The sequence below is a fragment of the Pedobacter cryoconitis genome (genome assembly GCF_014207135.1).
GTDB lineage: Bacteria > Bacteroidota > Bacteroidia > Sphingobacteriales > Sphingobacteriaceae > Pedobacter > Pedobacter cryoconitis_D.
The window spans coordinates 205,856-227,567 of sequence record NZ_JACHCC010000007.1 but is presented as its reverse complement, the minus strand read 5'-3'; the positions used below and the strand labels follow the sequence as shown (position 1 = coordinate 227,567).

Annotated in this window: 14 protein-coding genes; 6 read left to right on the top strand and 8 right to left on the bottom strand. The window is 40.9% G+C overall.

Features of this window, described 5'->3' with window-relative positions:
- Positions 1–97: 97 nt before the first annotated feature.
- From HDF25_RS14440 to HDF25_RS14425, 4 genes are all read left to right on the top strand, one after another.
- Entirely contained in the window at positions 98–1,474 is a 1,377-nt protein-coding gene (locus HDF25_RS14440) for an APC family permease (RefSeq protein WP_184625894.1), read from the top strand.
- Positions 1,446–2,783, top strand: a complete 1,338-nt coding sequence (locus HDF25_RS14435; protein ID WP_184625892.1) for an MFS transporter — start codon at positions 1,446–1,448, stop codon at positions 2,781–2,783. Before HDF25_RS14440 ends, HDF25_RS14435 begins: the two co-directional genes overlap by 29 nt.
- 128 nt (positions 2,784–2,911) lie before the next feature.
- Positions 2,912–4,243 (top strand): DEAD/DEAH box helicase, encoded by a 1,332-nt coding sequence (locus HDF25_RS14430; protein WP_184625890.1) that lies wholly within the window; start codon positions 2,912–2,914, stop codon positions 4,241–4,243.
- Positions 4,244–4,522: 279 nt separating this feature from the next.
- A complete protein-coding gene (locus HDF25_RS14425; RefSeq protein ID WP_184625888.1) occupies positions 4,523–8,305 on the top strand; it encodes a hypothetical protein in 3,783 nt (1,260 codons plus the stop codon).
- An 87-nt stretch (positions 8,306–8,392) separates the two neighbouring features.
- Here HDF25_RS14425 and HDF25_RS14420 read toward each other — a convergent pair whose 3' ends face one another.
- The 3 genes from HDF25_RS14420 to HDF25_RS14410 all read right to left on the bottom strand — a co-directional run bounded on the left by HDF25_RS14420 (position 8,393) and on the right by HDF25_RS14410 (position 12,579).
- Positions 8,393–11,050 (bottom strand): outer membrane beta-barrel protein, encoded by a 2,658-nt coding sequence (locus HDF25_RS14420; RefSeq protein WP_184625886.1) that lies wholly within the window; start codon positions 11,048–11,050, stop codon positions 8,393–8,395.
- A gap of 109 nt (positions 11,051–11,159) precedes the next feature.
- Complete coding sequence (locus HDF25_RS14415) at positions 11,160–11,888, bottom strand: acyl-CoA desaturase (RefSeq protein WP_184625884.1); 729 nt, start codon at positions 11,886–11,888, stop codon at positions 11,160–11,162.
- 193 nt (positions 11,889–12,081) lie between these two features.
- Positions 12,082–12,579 carry a phosphoheptose isomerase gene (locus tag HDF25_RS14410; protein ID WP_184625882.1) on the bottom strand — a complete coding sequence of 166 codons (498 nt, stop codon included), beginning with the start codon at positions 12,577–12,579 and terminating at the stop codon, positions 12,082–12,084.
- Positions 12,580–12,874: 295 nt separating this feature from the next.
- Between HDF25_RS14410 and fabF the strand changes: the two genes are divergently transcribed.
- A complete protein-coding gene (gene fabF, locus HDF25_RS14405; RefSeq protein WP_184625879.1) occupies positions 12,875–14,119 on the top strand; it encodes a beta-ketoacyl-ACP synthase II in 1,245 nt (414 codons plus the stop codon).
- Between the two features lie 48 nt (positions 14,120–14,167).
- Here the strand turns inward: fabF and HDF25_RS14400 are convergent, their stop codons facing one another.
- Positions 14,168–14,770, bottom strand: coding sequence for a TetR/AcrR family transcriptional regulator (locus HDF25_RS14400; protein WP_184625877.1), 603 nt, complete (start codon positions 14,768–14,770; stop codon positions 14,168–14,170).
- Positions 14,771–14,931: 161 nt separating this feature from the next.
- On the opposite strand from HDF25_RS14400, the gene HDF25_RS14395 reads away from it, so the two are divergent.
- Positions 14,932–16,620 (top strand): sodium/sugar symporter, encoded by a 1,689-nt coding sequence (locus HDF25_RS14395; protein WP_184626193.1) that lies wholly within the window; start codon positions 14,932–14,934, stop codon positions 16,618–16,620.
- 252 nt (positions 16,621–16,872) lie between these two features.
- Here HDF25_RS14395 and HDF25_RS14390 read toward each other — a convergent pair whose 3' ends face one another.
- From HDF25_RS14390 to HDF25_RS14375, 4 genes are read right to left on the bottom strand one after another with little or no spacing between them, the layout of a single operon-like run.
- Positions 16,873–17,619 (bottom strand): succinate dehydrogenase/fumarate reductase iron-sulfur subunit, encoded by a 747-nt coding sequence (locus tag HDF25_RS14390; RefSeq protein WP_184625875.1) that lies wholly within the window; start codon positions 17,617–17,619, stop codon positions 16,873–16,875.
- A 5-nt stretch (positions 17,620–17,624) separates the two neighbouring features.
- Positions 17,625–19,541, bottom strand: coding sequence for a fumarate reductase/succinate dehydrogenase flavoprotein subunit (locus HDF25_RS14385; RefSeq protein ID WP_184625873.1), 1,917 nt, complete (start codon positions 19,539–19,541; stop codon positions 17,625–17,627).
- Positions 19,532–20,209: a succinate dehydrogenase cytochrome b subunit gene (locus tag HDF25_RS14380; RefSeq protein ID WP_184625871.1), complete on the bottom strand. Its 678-nt coding sequence runs from the start codon at positions 20,207–20,209 to the stop codon at positions 19,532–19,534. The genes HDF25_RS14385 and HDF25_RS14380 overlap by 10 nt, the downstream gene beginning before the upstream one ends.
- Before the next feature lie 24 nt (positions 20,210–20,233).
- Positions 20,234–21,703, bottom strand: coding sequence for an anion permease (locus HDF25_RS14375; protein WP_184625869.1), 1,470 nt, complete (start codon positions 21,701–21,703; stop codon positions 20,234–20,236).
- Between the last annotated feature and the right edge of the window lie 9 nt (positions 21,704–21,712).

Sequence of the window (21,712 nt, the reverse complement as noted above, 5' to 3'; positions counted from 1 at the left end):
AGAATCCCCAAATTTAGCGAAAAACAAGCTCAATAAAATCACAAAGTTTCAACAAATACACAATTTGCCGTACCTTCAACCATTACTTCTACAATACATGCATCCTAAGAAACAACTTTCCCTTTTCGATCTGTCGATGATCGTAGTCAGTTTGGTCATCGGTATGGGGATTTTCCGTACACCAGTTAACGTCGCTGCCAAAGCACAGATTCCCGAATTATTTTTCCTCGCCTGGATTATCGGCGGCCTGGTTGCCTATTGTGGTGCGCTGATCTATGCCGAAATCGGTTCCCGTTTTCCCGCAACCGGGGGTTATTATAAAATATTTTCCACCTGTTATCATCCTTCAGTTGCTTTTGCAATTAATGGCACCGTAGTCATGACCAACGCAGCCTCTATGGCTGCTGTTACCCTGATCGGCTCTGAATATCTTTGCAGTGCTATCTTCCCCGCTGATATGCAGACTGATACCAACAGACAACTCATTACCGGCATCACCATTCTTGTTTTTTTCGGCATCAATCTGCTGGGTTTAAAAGCCAGCTCAAAAGTGCAAAACATACTCACTGTCATCAAAATCACCCTGGTTCTCACCCTGATCAGTGCCATCTTTTTTGGCGGACAAACCCAGACTGTTATTCCCGTATTTAAAACCGTATCCGGTCAGTTACCTGTCTGGTCTGATTACGGCAAGGCGTTAGGTATCTGTCTGATTGCAGTAACCTTCTCCTTTGCCGGTTATACGCAGACCATCAATCTGGGCGGAGAAGTTAAAGATGCTAAACGGATCATACCCAAAGGGATTAAAGCCGGTTTGTTTATCATTATATCCTTATATCTGCTCATTAACTATGCCTATGTAAAAGTGATTGGGTTTGAACAACTGAAAACTGCCCATAGTATTGCTGCGATACTGGCTGGAAAGATCTTTGGTCCTGCCGGTTTCACTATCCTGTCAGCAGTCATATTTTTATCTGTACTCGGTTATGTTAATGTGAACCTGCTGAGCAATCCCAGAGCAATGTATGCCATGGGCGAAGAGCGCGCACTTCCATCCATTTTTGCACAAAAAAACAAAAAAACTGATGTAATGGTAGTCAGTCTGACCACGTTTACAGCCTTGATTATGATCACCCTGTATTTCGCCCAGACTTTTGATAAGATCATGAATTATGCGATCATCCTCGAATGTATAGGAACAGCCAGTTCAGCCGCTACCTTATTCATTTTACGTCGTAAAACTGCACATTTAGATCCGGACAGCATTTATACGATGAAGTGGTACCCTGTTCTTCCCATACTCTTTATTGCCTTCTATATTTTTGTGGGTACAAGCATTTACATGGATGACCCTTCGGCAGCTACAAATGGCTTATATATATTTGCCGGCTTTGTTTTAATTTATTATATCTTAAGGGTATTCAACAAAAAAAACTTACAGGCCGATGAATCAAAAGGAACTGCCCTTAAGTAAAGAAATTACCTATGCAGCCGGGATGATGGGCTGGAGCATTATGACCAATATTATTATTGTCATGCTCCCTTATTTCTACCTGCCGCCTACTAATTCCGGCTTAACACCTCTTGTTCCTCAGCTAATCGTTTTTGGTGTCTTCAATATTTTATCTCTGATTGCAGCATCAGGAAGATTATTCGATGCTTTTTATGATCCCTTTATTGCTTCAGTAAGTGATGGCAGCCGGAATCCCAAAGGCAGACGGATCCCGATTATGCGTTATGCCATTATTCCGGCAGTTATTTTTTGCGGAATGATTTTCCACCCGCTGATCAAAGCCGAATCTACGACCAATGCCTGGTGGCTGACCCTGATGCTGATTGGTTTTTTTATGTCAGTGACAACTTATATCATTCCATATAATGCCTTGCTGGCAGAGCTGGCCCATACAACCGAACAAAAAGTAAAGTTATCCACCTTTCAGCAGGTAGGTTTTGTGATGGGTATGATCCTCTCTGCAATGACGAATAACTTTGCCGATCTGATACAGGAATTTGCGCATATCCAGGGAAGGATGGAAGCACTACAGTACACCATTATCGGCTTAAGTATTTTTTCTGGCCTGATGATGATACTTCCGGTGATTACCATTGATGAAAAAGAATATACAGATGGAAAACCAACCCATATAGCCTTGATTCCAGCTATTAGAAATACTTTCCGGAATGCCAATTTTAAATATTACCTGATTTCAGATTTTGCGTATTATACTGCCCTGAGTATTATTTCGAGCGGTCTGCTTTATTTTGTCAGTGTATTGCTTAATCTTCCTGAATCAGACGGAGGAAAATATATGGGTATCATGGTTGTCCTTTCCCTGGTATTTTATCCATTCATTAATTACGGGGCTAAAAAGTACGGCAGAAAGGCCCTGGTGCTGGCAGCTTTTGCCACCTTAAGTCTTATTTTTGTCACTATTTACTTCCTGGGGCATCTGCCATTTTCCCCTACCATGCAGATGTACATCCTGGTCATCTGTGCGTCTTTCCCTCTGGCCGCACTGGGCATTTTACCGAATGCTATCCTGGCCGATATCGCCCAGAAAGACACGAAAGAGACTGGTGAAAACCACGAAGGTATGTTTTTCGCTGTCAAATATCTTTTTGTCAAACTTGGGCAGACTTTAGGCATTGCACTTTTTGCTATGCTTACGATCTATGGAAAAGACCCCGGACATGATTTTGGCCTGCGTTTAAATGGTGTAGTAGGTTTTGCTTTATGCATCCTGGCCCTATTGTTTTTCACCCGCTTTAAAGAAGACAAATAAGTTTCGGAAATTAGATGTATATTTGCGGCAGCAAAACGTAACTATTTAAAAAACAAGGAATTCATTAATTAAACACCTGTTGACTGTTAACGTTTTCTCATTATTATACACATTAAATTTCAAACACATTGTTATTCGAAGAATTAAATCTGATTGAGCCTATTTTAAAAGCGCTGCAAACAGAGGGTTATACTAACCCAACCCCTATACAAGAACAATCTATCCCTACTATATTAACCAGCAGAGACCTATTGGGCTGCGCGCAAACCGGAACTGGTAAAACAGCCGCTTTTGCAATTCCCATGCTACAATTGCTGAATAAAGAACATCAGAATACCAAAGGTCCAAGGCCAATCCGTGCATTGGTACTTACGCCAACGCGTGAACTCGCAATCCAGATTGAAGAGAGTTTCAAGGCTTATGGTAAAAACCTTTCTTTACGTCACCTGGTTATTTTTGGTGGTGTTGGACAGAAAGCACAAACTGATGCTTTACATCGTGGTGTAGATATCCTGATCGCTACCCCAGGCAGATTGCTTGACTTAATGAATCAGGGATTCATCAATCTTAAAGATGTAGAAATCTTTGTTCTGGATGAAGCAGACAGAATGCTCGACATGGGTTTCATCCATGATGTAAAAAAGACCATTGCCAAATTACCTGCAAAAAGACAGACTTTGTTTTTCTCGGCTACTATGCCACCAGAAATTCAAAAACTGGCCAATACTATTTTAACTGATCCGTTAAAAGTAGAGGTAACACCAGTATCTTCTACAGCAGAAAAAATTGAGCAGTCTATTTATTACGTAGATAAAAACGACAAAAAAAATCTGCTGATCCATATCTTAAAAGATAAAACGATTACAACAGCACTGGTTTTCACCCGTACCAAACATGGTGCAGACCGTATTGTAAAAGACCTGATTAAAGTTGGTGTAAAAGCTGAGGCTATTCACGGTAATAAATCACAAAATGCGAGACAGCGCGCATTGACTAATTTCAAAGCAAAAACTACCCGTATCCTTGTCGCTACAGATATCGCTGCCCGTGGTATTGATGTTGATGAACTGACACATGTAATCAATTACGAACTGCCTAATGTTCCTGAAACTTATGTACACAGAATAGGCCGTACGGGCCGTGCAGGTAACAGCGGTGTTTCCTTCTCTTTCTGTGACGGAGAAGAAAAAGAATATCTGGATGATATCGAGAAACTGATTGCACTTAAAATTCCTGTACAGGAAGATCATCCTTATGCCATGAGCTGGCAGAGCCTGATGTCAGGAGCTGCAGCGGCAAAAGTTAAAGGAAAAAGCAAACCCTCAAGAGGTGGCCGTCAGGAAAGAGGCGAATACAAACCCAACCTGAGTGGCGCAAAAAGAACTGCCGGTGGTGGTGGTCAGGGTGGTGGTGGTAACCGCAGATTCAGCGGATCAAAACCAAAAACAAAAACAGACTAGCACAGTACTAAATAATATTTAAAAGAGCCTGATCATAATTAATTTATGATCAGGCTCTTTTTTTTCATCTAATATTGCCTATTGTAAATGAAGTATATATATATTTATACCAGGCTTGATAATTTTTATTGTTGGTCGTAATTGTGTTTAATATTCAAGATCAACTAATCAGGACAAGTGAGATAGAAAAGTATAATAGGTTAACAAAAATCCTCCTTTAAGATATGAATATTTAATGCTTTGAAATTTCAAAATTGAAAACCCATTAAATATAATCCATTGAAATCAAAATCTACGTTTCTCAGATCCGTCAAACTATTGGCTATGCTGCTGCTATTGGTTAAGATAAGCCATGCACAGGGTAGCTTACCAGTCTTCGAGCAGACAGTTATCCCATCAACTCCGAATGCTTCTGCATTGAGCAGGTATATTGATTATCCCGTTTCGTTAAGCACCGGTGTTCCTGATATTTCACTCCCTTTGTACACATTCACCTCTAAAAAACTATCGGTCCCTATTAGCTTAAGCTATCATGCCGGAGGAATAAAAGTAAGTGATAAATCGGTGACGATGGGCGCTGGCTGGACATTAAATGCAGGAGGCGCCATTTCAAGGGTCATCAGAGATATACCTGATGAATCAGAAAATGGCTATTTAAATATGATATATCCTAATGAAGCCTATTTCACTTCTACTCAAAAAAGCTATTGTCTGGCAAATGGGCTAATCAACATCTATACTGATGGAGCCGTAAAACAGGATGGAGAACCGGATATCTTTTATTATAATTTTTTAGATCAGGGTGGTAAATTCCTGTTCAGGAACCGTATAGCACCAGATGTTACTCCAAAGCCCGTAACAATACCCTATAGTCCAATTAAAATAGACTGGCCCCAAATCATACTAAAGCCTTGTATAATTACAGGCACGAATGGGGATACTTATCGTTTTGAATATGTTGGAGACAACTATTACCTGCCTGCCTCATACCTCTTTGACCCTAACCGGGGAACAACACCGACGGCCTGGTATTTAACAAAAATAATCTCTGCAGATAAAACAGATAGTATCTCTTTTGTGTACGAAACAGGTTTACCAAATCATGTCAATTACAACACACATACGGCACAATCTGTTTATTCAGCTATTACATTTACTCCTGGTGCTGCAGGCATGACTGTACGTAACGGGATCACAGACTATACACTTAACACCTCCAGGCTTAAGGAAATAACCAGTGTTAATGGGAAGGTCCATTTCACCTATGACAATACGACCAGTAGGTTAAATAAGATAGATATTTATAATAACGTAAATAATGTCTCCAGCGAAATCAAATCATTGCAGATCTATCAGTCCCAGTTTCAAAATTGCACCCGTACCAGACTGGATAGTATTATGGAAACTGGTTATGTGAATAATGTTGCTACCAAGACAAATCCCCCCTATAAATTCACTTATTATTCTTCTGATGCTCCACCCGATTTCACTTTTGATCAGGATTTGTGGGGGTTTTATAATGGAAATGGTAACTCAGATATGTTACTAGTCAAATCACCAAGTGACGTAAAATTAACATATGGGGTTTTACCACCTCAGGACTTTGTACCTGCTCCGGAAAAAAGAGCGGTAAATGCCGAAAATTCAAAGAAAGGGTCATTGACAGGAATAACATACCCAACCGGGGGTAATACGAATTTCACCATGGAGCCAAATCAAATCACAACAACCGTAAATACCGATACAGTTCTCTATATTCCCCCTACAGTACATGGTATGACTAATTTTGATATGGTGCCTAATGACCCGGTCTCTGGCGTATCACTAACCTTCCAGCCAAAAACGCCTAATGTTGTAATGACTTTTACAGCTAGTGTATATTGCCATTCTGGTAGTTGTACATCTAGTTTAGCACTACTCTATCTATATGATATTACGCTAAACCAATTGGTTGCTGCACTAAATCTCGGTCATTTTAACGATTCAAAGACCTATGATGCTAAAGACACGTATACTTTGGATGTTACACATCAATACAGATTATATTTTCCTACCCCCGGTCTGATCAGCAACTATAACCAAACGCCATATTACAGATTAAATGCATCAGTTATAGAATCCTATCCTTATAACGCTACCACCCTGCCAGCGCTTAAAACAGTTCTTGCTGGCGGATTACGCATACGTCAGATACAACACAATGATGGGAAAGGCAGTACCCTGACTAAAACTTATAATTACACTAAACCTTATTTTAACTCTGAAGTTTACCAGGGAAATATAGGTTACATGTTAAGTGCACTAACAAAAAGCCAATACCTTCTACAATCAAATGCGACCAGTATAACCGGCACCTCTTTTTACCATTACGGTATGGGAGACCGGAGCAAGATATATGGTGAAGGAATCAGTATTCCGGTAGGTGGTAGTTCTAACAGTTCGGTTTCTTATCAGGAAGTAGAAGAGGTAATGACTGGCAACAACAATACCACATCAGGTAAAACCGTGTACACCTTTAATACTGCAAGAGATTTTGTTGATCACTGGTTTCCATTTTTCCGTTTGGACAGAGACCTTATCCGTTCACAATTGCTGGATAAAAAGATCTATAAAAATGACAGCAATGGTAGTCCGGTATTAATCAACCAGGTTACCAATACCTATAACAATGTCAACGATTTTGCAGGTGATACTCCGGGTAGGGACAGTATCAAATTTTATGCTGCTTATACTGATTTTAATTTTCAGGAATTAGCCAGCCGCACTGGTAATTATAGAATGCCAAATGAAATAACCGGCGGAGACTCACCATCAAATTACAGTTTTGGCTGTCCGATATTTGGACAATCTTTTATGAATTATTTTCATATACTACCCTATTACTACCATGTTGTAAGACCACTATTAAGTTCAACCGTCACTACGAATTTTGATCTCAATGGTCAAAATCCGGTATCCTCCGAGATTGATTATAATTATGACAATTATGCCCACATGCTCCCAACCAGGATTACAACAAAAAACAGTGATCAGAAAATTAAGATACAAACTATAAAATACCCACTGGATTATAACTACCAGGCAAGTTGTAACCTGCAAAGCTGTGTTACCTCTTTTAATCAGCAGTTACTGGCATTAAACCAGCAAAAAGATCAGGATCAATGGGCGGCTGTTGGTAAACAGGACCGCACAGGTTATGACCAGTATGAAGCCGTTTATACGAGTTCAGTTAAACAACTGGCATCCCTTTACAACACTTGTGTATCTCAATTTACTCAGTGTTATGCTACAGCTGAGAATAATTTGCCAGCGACAGATAAAGCAATAGCTTATATGCAGGATAAAAATGTCATTGCTTCTAAAGTTGACGTCACAACGACTGTCGATGGAACTCAGACAGAAAAAATCAAAACTGATTACCAGGCCTTCTCTTCTAATATCGTCCGTCCTCAGCAAATCAACGTGCAGACAGGTACTACTTCATTGGAAGCAAGGGAGCAATTTTACGCTTATGATGCAAGTGGTAATCTTTTAGAACAATCAAAAACCGGAGGAGCCCATAGTGCATACCAATGGGACTATAATGGCACTTACCTGGTAGCCCAGGCCAATAATGCCAAAAATCAGGACATTTTCTATGATAGCTTTGAAAATGGCAATGGAAACAGCACTGTGAATGATAGTAAAACAGGTCATTACAGTTATACAGGTGGATATTCAAAAGCCCTGAGCGGATTGGATGCAGGTAGCTATATACTTACCTATTGGTTAAAATCAGCTTCAGATAACACCTGGTCCTTACAGACTTCACCAGTAAACGTAGCTGCTAGTACCTATAGTATCAGTATTCCTGCAGGTCAGATTGATGATGTTTGTTTCTATCCTTCAAACGCACAAATGACAACATATACTTATGATCCGCTGGTAGGTATGACAAGCTCTACGGACAGTAAGAATATGACAACATATTACGAATATGACGGATTGCAGCGTTTGATCAATATCAAAGATAATAACCGGAATATCATCAAACACACAGATTATCATTATCAGAACCAATAACCATCAATTCTGATCATAGTCAAAAAAAGAGGTTGGATCATTTATAAAAAAATGATCAACCTCTTTTTTTATACCTCCGGAAACAGATTAATCCACACCTGCAAAACTCTGCAACCGCCAGGTAAAACTCAGTAACAGATACCGGGTAACCTGATTAGTCCTGCTTTCTGTAACCGAATTATCGGTAACAGATCTGCTCAGGTTGTTCCCCTGGTTTAACAGGTCATTCCCTTCCAGTTTCAGACTGGCGCGTTTATCCTTAAAAAAAGTTTTTTCTACAGAAGCGTTAATTAGAAGAGGGTTGGTCGTAGCCAGTGAATAACCCTGATTGACAGTTTTCCCTGCATTAAATCCAAGGATCAGACTCTTAAACAGATAAACCCGGCTGTCCATACTGAATACCCAGTTTTGAATAGTATTTGCATTGGAGCCCGGTATAGAGTATACGTTATTATTATAATTATAGCTGGCACTGGTATACAACATGATCCATTTTCTGTTCATTCTGGCCCCGATCCGCTGATTCAGGTTAATACCTTTCCCTATATTCTTCATCTGCTCAGTAAAAGATATCCGATGACTATAATTCACTCCACCTGTTGCCTCCAGTATATACTTCTTCTGGCCGACCGGTAGTGTCCAGTAGTAATTACTGCCAAAACTATAATTGCCGTTCGTATTCAGAAAGTGAGTTTCCTGTTTCCGGCTGTCTAATACGTCAGGTACAAGAATGGTATTGGATACCACCTGATCCTGTACTAAATTACCCCTTAACCCAACCTGGAATGTACTGCCGGTCTCTACCCCGCTACGCGTATAACTAAAGTTCAGCATATGATTAAATGCGGCTCTTAACTCGGGGTTTCCTACAATGATATTCTGAAGGTTCCGGGTATCCCTGACAGGCTGTAACTGATTAAAATTAGGATCAACACTATTTCCGGCATAAAAACCACTAAAATGATTTCTGGAAGATGTAGTATAAACAAAACGGGCCACCGGTGCTATATTAAACCCTGCCTTGTAAATCCGATCTGTCCTCCCTTCATATGCACCAGTCAGCAAGTTAGGCTGGGCTGTAATTCCCAGCGTATAATGAAGTTTTTTACTTTCATACCGGTAATTCAAACCAAAAATATGTTTACTAAAGGAAGAGCTATAGCTGTTACTTAAAGAATCCACACTACTGACAACACCCGTCTGATCAATATTTTTAGTATCCAGATCATTATGAATATGATTTAGCGAAAACAAATAAGTGACATCTATACTTCTTCTGACCAGGGTATCATTTTTACGGCCTAATGGTTCGGTATAGCTCAGATTCGCCGACAGGTTAGTAGTCCGGTTACGGTTATCAACCAGCTGATGCAGCAAAGAATCTTTGACCGCATTGCCGGTCTCAGGATCATAGTACCTGATCTGATTGTTAAGATCATTATTCTGGCTGGCATTTCCCGTACCACCATATAGGCTTACCGAAAAGTTTCTACCTGTTTTTTTAAGTTTACGTGCAATCGTGAAATCGACATTCAGGTTTGGCGATTTCTGTTTACTTATCCGTTGCGTATTCAGATCCTGCCGGATTGCCCCGGACTGTATAGCATCCGTTGCAGAAATACTGTTAGTTCCCTGCAGGGCCCCACGGATTCCTCCTCGGATGAAGTTCTCCTGATTAACAGATTCGAGGTTAAGATCAAAATTATGATTATTACCCCTGGAAGAATTATTGTTTGACGAATTATTATAAATAGTCCCCATTGAGTTTACCGTCTCCATATAACTTTGCTGCACACTCTCATTCTTGCTGTAACCATAGTCATAACTTCCGCCAAACATCCAATCTTTACCAACCTTATTCCTATAATTGACTCCCAAATTCGAGTTGGTATTAATTCCCGCACCAGTATTGGTATTACTGGCCCCTGCATTTAGACCAATCTGTTTGGAACCCCTCCATAAATAGCCATTGAGGTTCAGGGCGTACCTGTCATTAGTTCCCGCACTCGCATTTGCAGAACCAAATTGTGCTTCGTTGCGATCCGATTTGAGCACCAGGTTTAGCATCTTCTGGGGTTCTCCGGTTTTAATTCCTGTAAAATTGGCCTTATCCCCATAATCGTCGATAAACTGAATTTTAGAGACTACTCCAGCCGGCAACTGCGAAATGAATTCCTTTACATTGCTCGTAAAGAAATCCTTCCCGTTTACCCGTATTTTAGTCAATGTTTTACCTGCCGAAACCACATTACCATCTTTATCGATCTCTACACCGGGCAATTGCTTCAGCAAATCTTCTACCCTGTCATTGTCACGAACGGTATAAGCCTCAGCATTAAATTCAACAGTATCCTGTTTGACCTTCATTGGGACCACAGCACCTTTGATTACCACTTCCTTTAATTGAAATACAGATGATTTTAAGACAATCACAGGTAAGATTTGTTCCGGTCCCTCCCCTTCTTTCAGCACAAAGCTAGTCTCATAAGGCTGATAGCCTATTCCTCTGACCAGCAATGTTACAGTACCATATTTAAGCCCGGAAAAATGAAATTTACCAGAAGATTCTGTGTTACCGGTTAAAGTATCCCGGCCTGCAATCAGCCGGACGTGTGCATCAGGAATACCTGTCTTTGTTGTATCAAGAACAACCCCAAGTAATTTAACCTGGCTCTGTGCATTTGATTTCAGCTGTAGAAACAGGTTTAGCGCTATAAATAAAAGGAGACTTGTCTGTATTTTCAAATTAGTACTGGTAGCGGGTAATATCGGAATAATCTTCTAATATATACTGTTGCTAAAAACGAGCCAATCTCCTAACCAAAAGAAAAATATTTTTAAAGCTTGTTTAAATTTAGGTTTTTCTGATTCTGATAATATGCAACCAGTGCATGACTTTCATCAGCGGATAGGTTGGATCAAATTCAAACCATTTAGAGGCGAAGTTTGGGTTATTAGGTTTTTTATGATGATTATTCTGAAATAATTCACCCATCATCAGGAAATCCAGTGGAAGAGAATTTTTACTATGATCATTATTATCGTGATTTGAATAACCATATTTATGTCCGCACCAGTTTACAATAGCCCCATGTAAAGGTCCCATCAGGAAATGTATTGGTAACAATAAAAACATCCACCATGCAGTAGCGAAGGTTACATAAAACCAGACATAAAAACTGATAAACACCATTCGTGTAATCCATGAATCACCAATTTTATCAATCAGCGGCCATGATGGATATTTATCACGGAACTGCTCTTCAGGCTCTTCATTATATTTGGCATAATTCAGATAAATATTTTTAGTCTGGATCATCATCCCCCATACATCTTTCACAAAATGTGGAGAATGCGGATCTTTTTCAGTGTCACTGAAGGCATGATGCATACGATGTAGTATCGCATAGGCCCTTGGGTTCAGAAAAGAAGACCCTTGTGACAAAAATGTAATGGTATAGAAAAACTTTTCCCAGAAAGTATTCATTTTAAACATCTTATGAGAAGCATAACGATGCAGAAAGAAGGTTTGTGAAAAAAGTGAAAGAAACCAGTGCAGCAGAAAAAATATTAAAATGATCATATTGGATTGGGTATACTAACGCAAAATACATCCAGCCGGATGTTTGCGGCACAAAAGTAGGGAAAAGAAAAGGGATTTGACGCGGAATATCCTGAATATAAATTTGATGTTATACAACGATAAAATTCAGAAAGAAAGGAGAAAATAAAAAGCCTGTACTTCGAATCCGGTGAAGTACAGGCTGCAATATAATTTATCTGCCGAAATCGTCTGATACACGAACGATATCAGATTCATCAGACGGATTGGAAGGATCAGTATGCTGCCAGATTTCAGAAACAATTCCCCAGTCATCCAAACCTACCAGACGGTGTCTTTCTCCTTGTTTCAATTTGATAGTCTGTTCAGGTGCCAGTTGTTTAACTTCGCCCTGTTCATCAGTATCACTGGTAATCACGCCAACAGTACCACTCACTACTCTCCATATTTCTGCACGGCGATGGTGATACTGCCATGATAAACGCGTATCTGGAGCTACAATTAATATTTTAGGGCTTAATTTTCCTGAAATTTTCAGTTCTTCAACATTTAGTCCGTCAAAATAAACATTGGCAAACTGTTGTGCTTGAGCTTCATCAATAACAAAAAAACCACCCCATGGACGGGTCTCATCACGATTAACTACGTTAAAACCTTCAATTTTGAGTCGCTGAGCAACACTGTCGAATATTTCTTTTTTCTGATCTGACATTATCTTTAAATATTTTAATGTTCAAATATAATATAGACTCAGCGTATTTCGTCAATTAAATTTCAGACCCTGTTTAACATTTACAAGTTAAATTCAGAGAGTATCTAAAATGTTTCAGCTAAAAACCTTCACAAACAAATTAATTTGATTTTAATATTTGTATTTTCGCGTCAGAATGGAGAATCTGTGTATGTGACACAGTTTTATACCATTGGGTATTAAATATAATCTTACTTTTGTGAGAGTTAATCAGTGCTGTAAGGCAATGATCAATCATTAATTTATATAAATGCATATGTTAAAAAGAGTTGTTATCACAGGGATCGGGGCTTTAACCCCTTTAGGAAATGATGTAAATACTTTCTGGAGCAATACCGTAGCAGGTAAAAGCGGAGCAGCAAAAATTACCCGTTTCGATGCTTCCCTTTTCCGCACGCAATTTGCTTGTGAACTCAAGGATTATGACGTTACAAAATACTTAGACCGGTCAGATATTAAAAGAACAGACCGTTTTACTCAATACGCATTGGTGGCATCTGATGAAGCGATCAAAGATTCGGGTTTTGAATTTGAAAAAATGAACCCTTTTGATGTGGGTGTAATCTGGGGATCAGGCCAGGGTGGAATGGATACCTTCGAGCAGCAATCTGCAGAGTTTGCGCTAGGTAATGGTACACCACGTTACAGCCCTTTTTTCGTTCCAAAACTGATTGCAAACATGGCATCAGGAATGATTTCCATCCGTAATGGTTACATGGGTATTAATTATACTACTGTATCTGCCTGTGCTACTTCAAACACAGCAATTATGGATGCCTTTACCTATATCCGTATGGGCAAAGCAAAAATTATAGTTACCGGCGGATCTGAGGCACCAATCTCAGCTTCATCAGTTGGTGGTTTCTGTGCAATGAAAGCTATGTCTGCACAAAACGATACTCCTGAAACAGCTTCAAAACCATTTGATGTTAAACGTGATGGTTTTGTCATGGGCGAAGGTGCCGGTGCATTAGTACTGGAAGAATATGAGCATGCTGTAAAACGCGGTGCGACTATCTATGGTGAAATTGGTGGTGCAGCAATGACAGCTGATGCTTATCATATGACGGCAACACATCCTGAAGGTTTGGGCGCTTCTCATGCGATGAAATTAGCACTGGAAGAAGCTGGTTTGAGCATACATGATATTAACTATTTAAATACACATGCTACTTCAACACCAGTTGGAGATCTTTCTGAAACCAAGGCAGTAACCAATCTGCTGGGAACAGATAAAAATAACCTGTTAATTAGTGCAACAAAATCTATGACTGGCCATTTACTGGGTGCAGCCGGTGCAATTGAAGCTATTATCTGTCTGCTCTCTATGAGAGACAGTGTTATTCCGCCGACAATTAATACAGACGAACTTGATCCTGCCATTCCTTCACATTTAAATATTGTGATTAAAGAGGCGGTATCTGCAAAAGTTAAAAATACAATGAGTAATACTTTTGGTTTTGGTGGCCACAATGGAATCGTGGTTTTCAAATCACTATAAAATATAACCCGCTAAAAAGCCGGAATTGATAATTCAATTCCGGCTTTTTTATGCTTTAAGCTGAACAATCAGTAGTTCTACCGTTTTCAGTACTTTGTCCAGGTTGGCATGATCCCCTGTAATTTTAGCAATCATTATCCCCCCTTCAATTAAAGCAACTATAGAATAAGCCAGACGATCAACCTCTGTACCAGCGCTGAACTCACCGCTTTTAATTCCTGCCTGAATCAGGCTTTTAATATTATTTTTCCATTCTGATACAGCTCTCTCAGCTCTTTCTTTTAAGAGCGTATTGGTATCATCTGCTTCGATCGCAGTATTCAGAATCGGACATCCTCCCGGAGGAAAAGCTTCTCCGCTAAAGCTATGATAAACCTGTGCATAAACCATTAGTTTATCGTGATAACTGGTGGATAACTGCATCCGGTTTGCAATCGCGAGTCTTACCCTGGACAGATTGTAATCAAACACCGCTAAGGCTACGTCTTCTTTATTTTCGAAGTTCCCGTAAATACTCCCTTTGGTCAGTTGGGTTGCTTCCGTCAGATCAGACAACGAGGTACCTGCATACCCTTTGGTATTAAAAATTCCTGCTGTGGTTTCAATAATAAACTGCCGGGTACGTTCCGCTTTTGATATTCCGTTATCCATAGCACAAATGTCCTAAATAATTAGCTCTCAAACCATACAATAAATTGCATAATAAAATTATTATCCTAAATTAGTTTTCGATAACCAATTATAAACCACCCCTGAAAAAAGGAAAATGAATATAAAGGTTCAGCTGAACCCGATTCATGTCAACTAAACTTATGAACTCATTAGGCACTTACGACTACGTCGTTTTCCTCGTTTACTTCCTCATTGTAGCCTTATACGGCTGGACAGTTTACCGCAAAAAACAAGCACAAAAAGAAAATTCAAAAGATTTCTTCCTGGCCAAAGATTCACTGACCTGGTGGGCTATCGGCGCTTCGCTGATTGCTTCCAATATCTCTGCCGAGCAGTTTATCGGGATGAGTGGATCCGGCTTCTCGATGGGGCTTGCTATTGCCAGTTATGAATGGCTGGCTGCAGCAACGCTGATTATTGTAGCTGTATTTTTTATCCCGGTATACATCAAAAATAAGATCTATACCATGCCCCAGTTTCTCGGTCAGCGGTATAACAGCACTGTAGCCATGATTATGGCAATTTTCTGGCTGCTGCTTTACGTAGTGGTTAACCTGACTTCCATCCTTTATCTTGGAGCTCTCGCCATTAACAGTATTTCGGGCATTAATATCACGGCCTGTATGTATGTCTTATCTGTTTTTGCTGTCATTATCACGCTTGGCGGGATGAAGGTAATCGGCTATACAGATGTAATCCAGGTATTTTTTCTGATCCTTGGCGGTCTTGCTACGACCTATCTGGCACTCGAACTCGTAGCGACACACTTTGGGACCACAGGTGTAGTCAACGGGCTTGCGCTGATTAAAGAAAAAGCTACAGATCACTTTCATATGATCTTCCATAAAGAGAATGCACATTACATGGACCTGCCGGGATTATCGGTTCTGATCGGTGGTATGTGGATCGTTAACCTGAATTATTGGGGTTGTAATCAATATATTACACAAAGAGCTTTGGGTGCTGATCTGAAGACAGCCAGAAGTGGTTTACTCTTTGCTGCATTCCTGAAATTACTGATGCCAATTATTGTCGTTTTACCAGGTATTGCAGCCTATGTGTTATACAAGGAAGGTTATGGCGACTTCCATAAAACAATGCTAAAAGATGGCTCTCTAAATGCCGATTCTGCTTACCCGGTGCTACTTAACCTTTTACCTGCCGGTCTGAAAGGCTTATCTTTTGCTGCGCTTACTGCAGCGATCGTAGCTTCATTAGCGGGAAAAGCAAATAGTATTGCAACAATATTCACCCTTGATGTTTACAAGAAAATCATCAATAAAGAGGCCGATGAAAACAGGCAGGTCATCATTGGAAGAATTACTGTCATAGTAGCCATGGTTCTTGCCATTATTATTGCTCCACAACTGGGGATTGATAAAAAAGGAGGATTCCAGTTCATCCAGGAATATACAGGTTTCGTCTCTCCTGGTATTTTCGCCATGTTCCTGCTCGGATTCTTCTGGAAAAGAACGACTTCCAATGCAGCTCTTTTCGCTACCATCGGGGGTTTCATCCTTTCTGTATTTTTCAAAGTATTACCTACATTCACTAATCTGCAATGGCTGAATGCTTATGGTTTTTCTAAACTGGCGCCACAAAAAGATGGCACTATGTTATATGAGATCCCTTTTATTGACCGTATGGGTTTTGTCTTTATGATCTGCGTCATTGCCATGTTCATTATCAGTAAAATGGAAAACAGGAATGGCATCAATCCAAAAGGACTTGAAGTAGACAGAAGTATGTTCAAAACTACCCAGACTTTTGCAGTTGGTGCACTGATAGTCTGCGGCATCATCGTTGCCTTATATACAGTATTCTGGTAAAAGCCTGATAAAAAAACAATGCCTCTCCGTCTTGACGACTGAGAGGCAATTGTACCCATTTGTGTGCGGTAATCCCATCTACCTAAAAATTCAAAACCTTATAAAACATTTCTGTAGGTAAGCAACAAAACACACCCCTGAAATCTCATTAAGCAAAGGCATAACCCTCCCCGCTTCCGGTATTCAAATTTTAACCTAATAACAGTAAAACGTAAGGGGATATGGAAACGCTACAGCAAATAAAAATATATTTTAATCTTTCAGTAAGTTCGCTTTTGTATACTCCCAGTTCATCCTGGCTATATTCAGCACAGATATCCCCTGTGGACATTCTACCTCACAGGCTTCGGTATTACTGCAATGCCCAAAACCCTCTTCATCCATACGGGATACCATTTTCAACACTCTTTTGGCTGCTTCTTTTTCTCCTTGCGGAATTTTTGCCAGATGAGCAATCTTAGCCGAAGTAAACAAAGCTGCGCTCGAATTTTTACAGGTAGCCACACAAGCGCCACAGCCAATACATGCTGCAGAATCAAAAGCAGATTCGGCGGTTTCATGAGTAATCAGAATTGTATTTGCTTCGGCAGGTTGTCCGGTAGATGCGGTAATAAATCCTCCAGCCTGTATAATCCGGTCAAATGCAGAGCGGTCTACTTTAAGATCTCTTTTCACCGGAAAAGCAGCTGCCCGGAATGGCTCGACATAAATCGTAGCTCCATCCTCAAACTCCCTCATATGCAACTGACACGCAGTTAAACCCGGAACAGGCCCATGTGCCTGACCGTTAATCATCATCCCGCAGGTTCCGCAAATCCCTTCTCTGCAATCATGGTCAAACTCAACCGGCATCTCCCCTTTCAGGATCAGCTGTTCATTAAGCGTATCCATCATCTCAAGAAAAGACATATGATTATCTACATTATCGAGTTCATAATCCATCAGTTTACCTGCTGTTCCCGCATCTTTCTGACGCCATATTTTAAGATGTACCCTCATAATTCCTAACTATAACTTCTAACTGATAATTTAATAAACTCGAATACCAGCGGTTCGGGATGTAGTACAGGTGCCGTATTTTCACCTTTCCATTCCCAGGCAGATACATAACAGTAATTCTCATCATCCCTTAGTGCTTCACCTTCAGCAGTCTGGTACTCTTCCCTGAAATGTGCTCCACAGGATTCTTTTCTGCTCAGTGCATCATTACACATCAGTTCTGCGATTTCAAGGTAATCAGCTACTCTGCCAGCTTTCTCCAGCTCCGCGTTAATTTCTCCCTGGGTACCAGGCACAATCAAGTCTTTATAAAACTCTTCCCTTAGCACCTGGATACCTTTAATCGCTGCTTTCAGTCCAGCTTCCGAACGGGATAAACCGCATTGATCATAGAGTAATTTTCCCAGCTGTTTATGAAAATAATCCGTGGTTTTTGTCCCGTTGATCTGACACAATCGTTCGAGCTGTCCGGTCACCTCCTTCTCCACCAGCTCAAACTGCGGATGGTGTATGGTTAATCTCTCCTTCTTCAACTCGCCGGACAGATAATTAGCCAGAGTATAGGGCAAAATAAAATAACCATCTACGCAGGCTTGCAATAAAGAATTTGCACCCAGCCTGTTTGCTCCATGATCACCAAAATTGGCTTCTCCTATCGCGAACAAACCAGGAATAGTTGTCATCAGTTCATAGTCTACCCATAACCCGCCCATAGAAAAATGCGCTGCCGGAGATATTTTCATAGGGGCAGTATAAGCATCATCAGCAGTTATCTTTTTATACATAGAAAAGAGATTACCATATTTCTCTTTCACCTTATCTTTTCCCTGTTCCTGAATCGCTTTAGAAAAATCAAGATAAACAGCATTCCGTTGTGCCCCCACGCCAAAACCTGCATCAATTCTTTCCTTTGCTGCTCTCGAGGAAATATCCCTTGGCGCAAGGTTCCCGAAGGAAGGGTAACGCCTTTCCAGATAATAATCCCTTTCTTCTTCAGGAATATCATTGGCCTGTCTTTCTTCGTTAGCCAATTTCGGAACCCATATCCTGCCGTCGTTCCTCAGTGATTCGGACATCAGGGTTAATTTCGACTGGTAATCTCCTGCCTGTGGTAAACAGGTAGGATGAATCTGCGTCCAGCTCGGGCAAGCCATCAGCGCACCTCTTTTATGTGCCCGCCAGATGGCAGATCCGTTACAACCCATAGCCAGCGTAGATAAGTAATAGATTTTACCAAATCCACCAGTAGCAATCACTACGGCTTCAGCAGCAAATCTTTCAATAGCACCAGTATCCAGGTTTCTGGCAATAATCCCCTTTGCTTTTCCATCAATAACTACCAGGTCAAGCATTTCATGCCTGCTATATAAATCCACTTTACCAGCTGCCACCTGTCTCATCAGGGCCTGATAAGCCCCCAACAATAATTGTTGTCCGGTTTGTCCCCTTGCGTAAAAAGTACGGCTAACCTGAACCCCGCCAAAAGACCGGTTACTCAGGTATCCTCCATATTCTCTGGCAAAGGGTACCCCCTGAGCTACCGCCTGATCGATCAGGTTAAGAGAACATTCAGCCAAACGGTAAACATTGGCTTCACGTGCCCTGAAGTCACCTCCTTTCAAGGTATCATAAAACATGCGGTAGACAGAGTCACCGTCATTCTGATAATTTTTAGCCGCATTGACTCCCCCCTGGGCAGCAACAGAGTGCGCCCGACGGGCAGAATCCTGGAAACAAAAGGAATATACAGGATATCCCTGTTCTGCAAGCGAAGCCGCTGCAGATGAGCCTGCAAGACCGGTACCAACGACAATAACAGGTAATTTTTTCCGGTTCGCAGGATTGACCAGTTTAGCCTGAGCCTTATAATTGCTCCACTTTTTTTCCAGTGGACCTTCAGGTATTTTAGCATCTAATTCCATAATCCGAATTGAGTAAGATGAACATATACAGGAATGACAGCGAAACCTATTGTAATCACATAACTATAGATCATTCCAAATTTTTGCACAAAGGCAGCATATCCGGGATGGTATAATCCCAGTGTTCTGACCGCACTTTTAAAACCATGTAAAAGATGAAATCCTAAGGCAAACATCGACAGGATGTATATAAGTACATACCACCAGGATTTGAAAGCATGGACAACGATCACATACAGATCCTTGTTTCCATTTTTATCATAAGGTATCACCCCAAATTTGTAGACATACCAGAAATCCTTGAAATGGATGACCAGGAAAATCAGTAAGATCGTCCCCAGAATCCCCATATTCCTGGAATACCATTTACTGGCCTGTTTACGATTATCATAAGCATATTTTACCGTTGTTCTTTTGTTTCTCAGGGTAATATACAAGGCATCCGCAGCATGTGCTATCAGCGAAAAATAGAGTACATAAGAGATTATCTTAATAAAGATATTACCCGACAACAAATTGGAATAGTAATTAAAACTTTCTGCTGCCCGGTCAGCCGGCAATAACAGTTGCAGGTTCCCCAGTAAATGGATGACCAGGAAAAAACAAAGGAATAATCCGGTCAGGGCCATCAGGTTTTTCCGGGATAAAGTACTTTTAAGAAAGTTCATAGTCATTTCACTTTGTTTTAATAGTTAATAAACTCCGGTAATTTTCCACCAAAGACCACCCAGTCCCATCCAGATCGCAAGTAAAGCAACCCCGATGATCAGTCCCATCGTCCACCATTGTTTAATATCCACATACCCGCTTCCAAAAAATACGGGTGCAGGGCCATGCGCATAATGTGTTATAGTACCAAACAGGGAACCCGTAAAACCAAGCATCAGTGCCAGTAATAAAGGTGGCACACCCATCGCAATACCAACGGCCAGTAAAGCAGCATACATAGCTGCGACATGAGCAGTTGCACTGGCAAACAGGTAATGACTTAAAAAATAAACGATAATGATAATCGGAAAGGCCAGTGTCCACGACATACCTAACAGCTGTGCCTGGATTAAATGTCCAAACCAGGGGATAAAACCCAGTTCATTCAATGATCCTGCCATCATCACCAGCGTAGCAAACCATACGATAGTATCCCATGCCCCTTTTTCAGCTTTAACATCTTCCCATGTCAGCACCTGGGTCAGCAGTAAAATGGAAAGCCCGATGAATGCTGTGGTAGTGGCATCAATTTTAAAAAGATCACCAGTTACCCATAATACCAGTAAAATCAGGAATGCCATTAACATCAGCCATTCATTCTTAGTGATTTTACCCATCTCTTTCAGTTTCGCTATGGCCATAGCAGGAGCTTCAGTCGTTTTCTTCAGCTCAGGAGGGAAAACTTTGTATAATAAATAAGGGATAAGAATGACAGAAGCCAGACCAGGTACAATCGCAGCCCAGAACCAGGACATCCAGCTGATATGAATTCCCATGTCCGCTGCAAACTTCTGACACATCGGATTACTTGCTGTTCCAGTCAGGAACATCGCCGAAGCAATCAGGTTCATATAATAACTGTTCAATGTCAGGTAAGCGCCAACTTTGCGGTGGGTTTCCTCTTTGTCCGGCATGGAACCCAGGCTCATCGCCATAGACTTCATAATCGGGTAGATAATTCCTCCGCCTCTCGCCGTATTACTTGGGATAGCCGGGGCCAGCATTAAATCGGCAGCCCCAAGACTATAAGCCAGCCCAAGAGAACTTTTACCAAACAACTTGATAAAAATATAAGCTATCCGGCTTCCCAGGCCTGTTTTAATGAAACCACGGGCGATAAAAAAACTAATTCCGATCAGCCAGATCACCTTATCCCCGAAACTTCTTAAAGCAAGGGTAATTGATTTCCCGGGGTTACCAGGAGCCAGAACTCCTGTTAATGCGGTTAAGGCAATTGCGATCATACAAAGTGTACCCATACTCGCAGCCTTGAGAATAATCCCTATAATAGTAGCCAAAAAGATAGCCAGCAGATGCCAGGCCTCGGGCTTCACTCCTTCCGGAGCAGGAATAAACCAGATAACCAGCCCGATTAACACAGTGATCAATAGTGGTATCGGTTGAATTTCTTTTGTTGGAGGCAATGCCGCCGCCGGAGCAGTTGTAGTCTTCATGGGGATTGT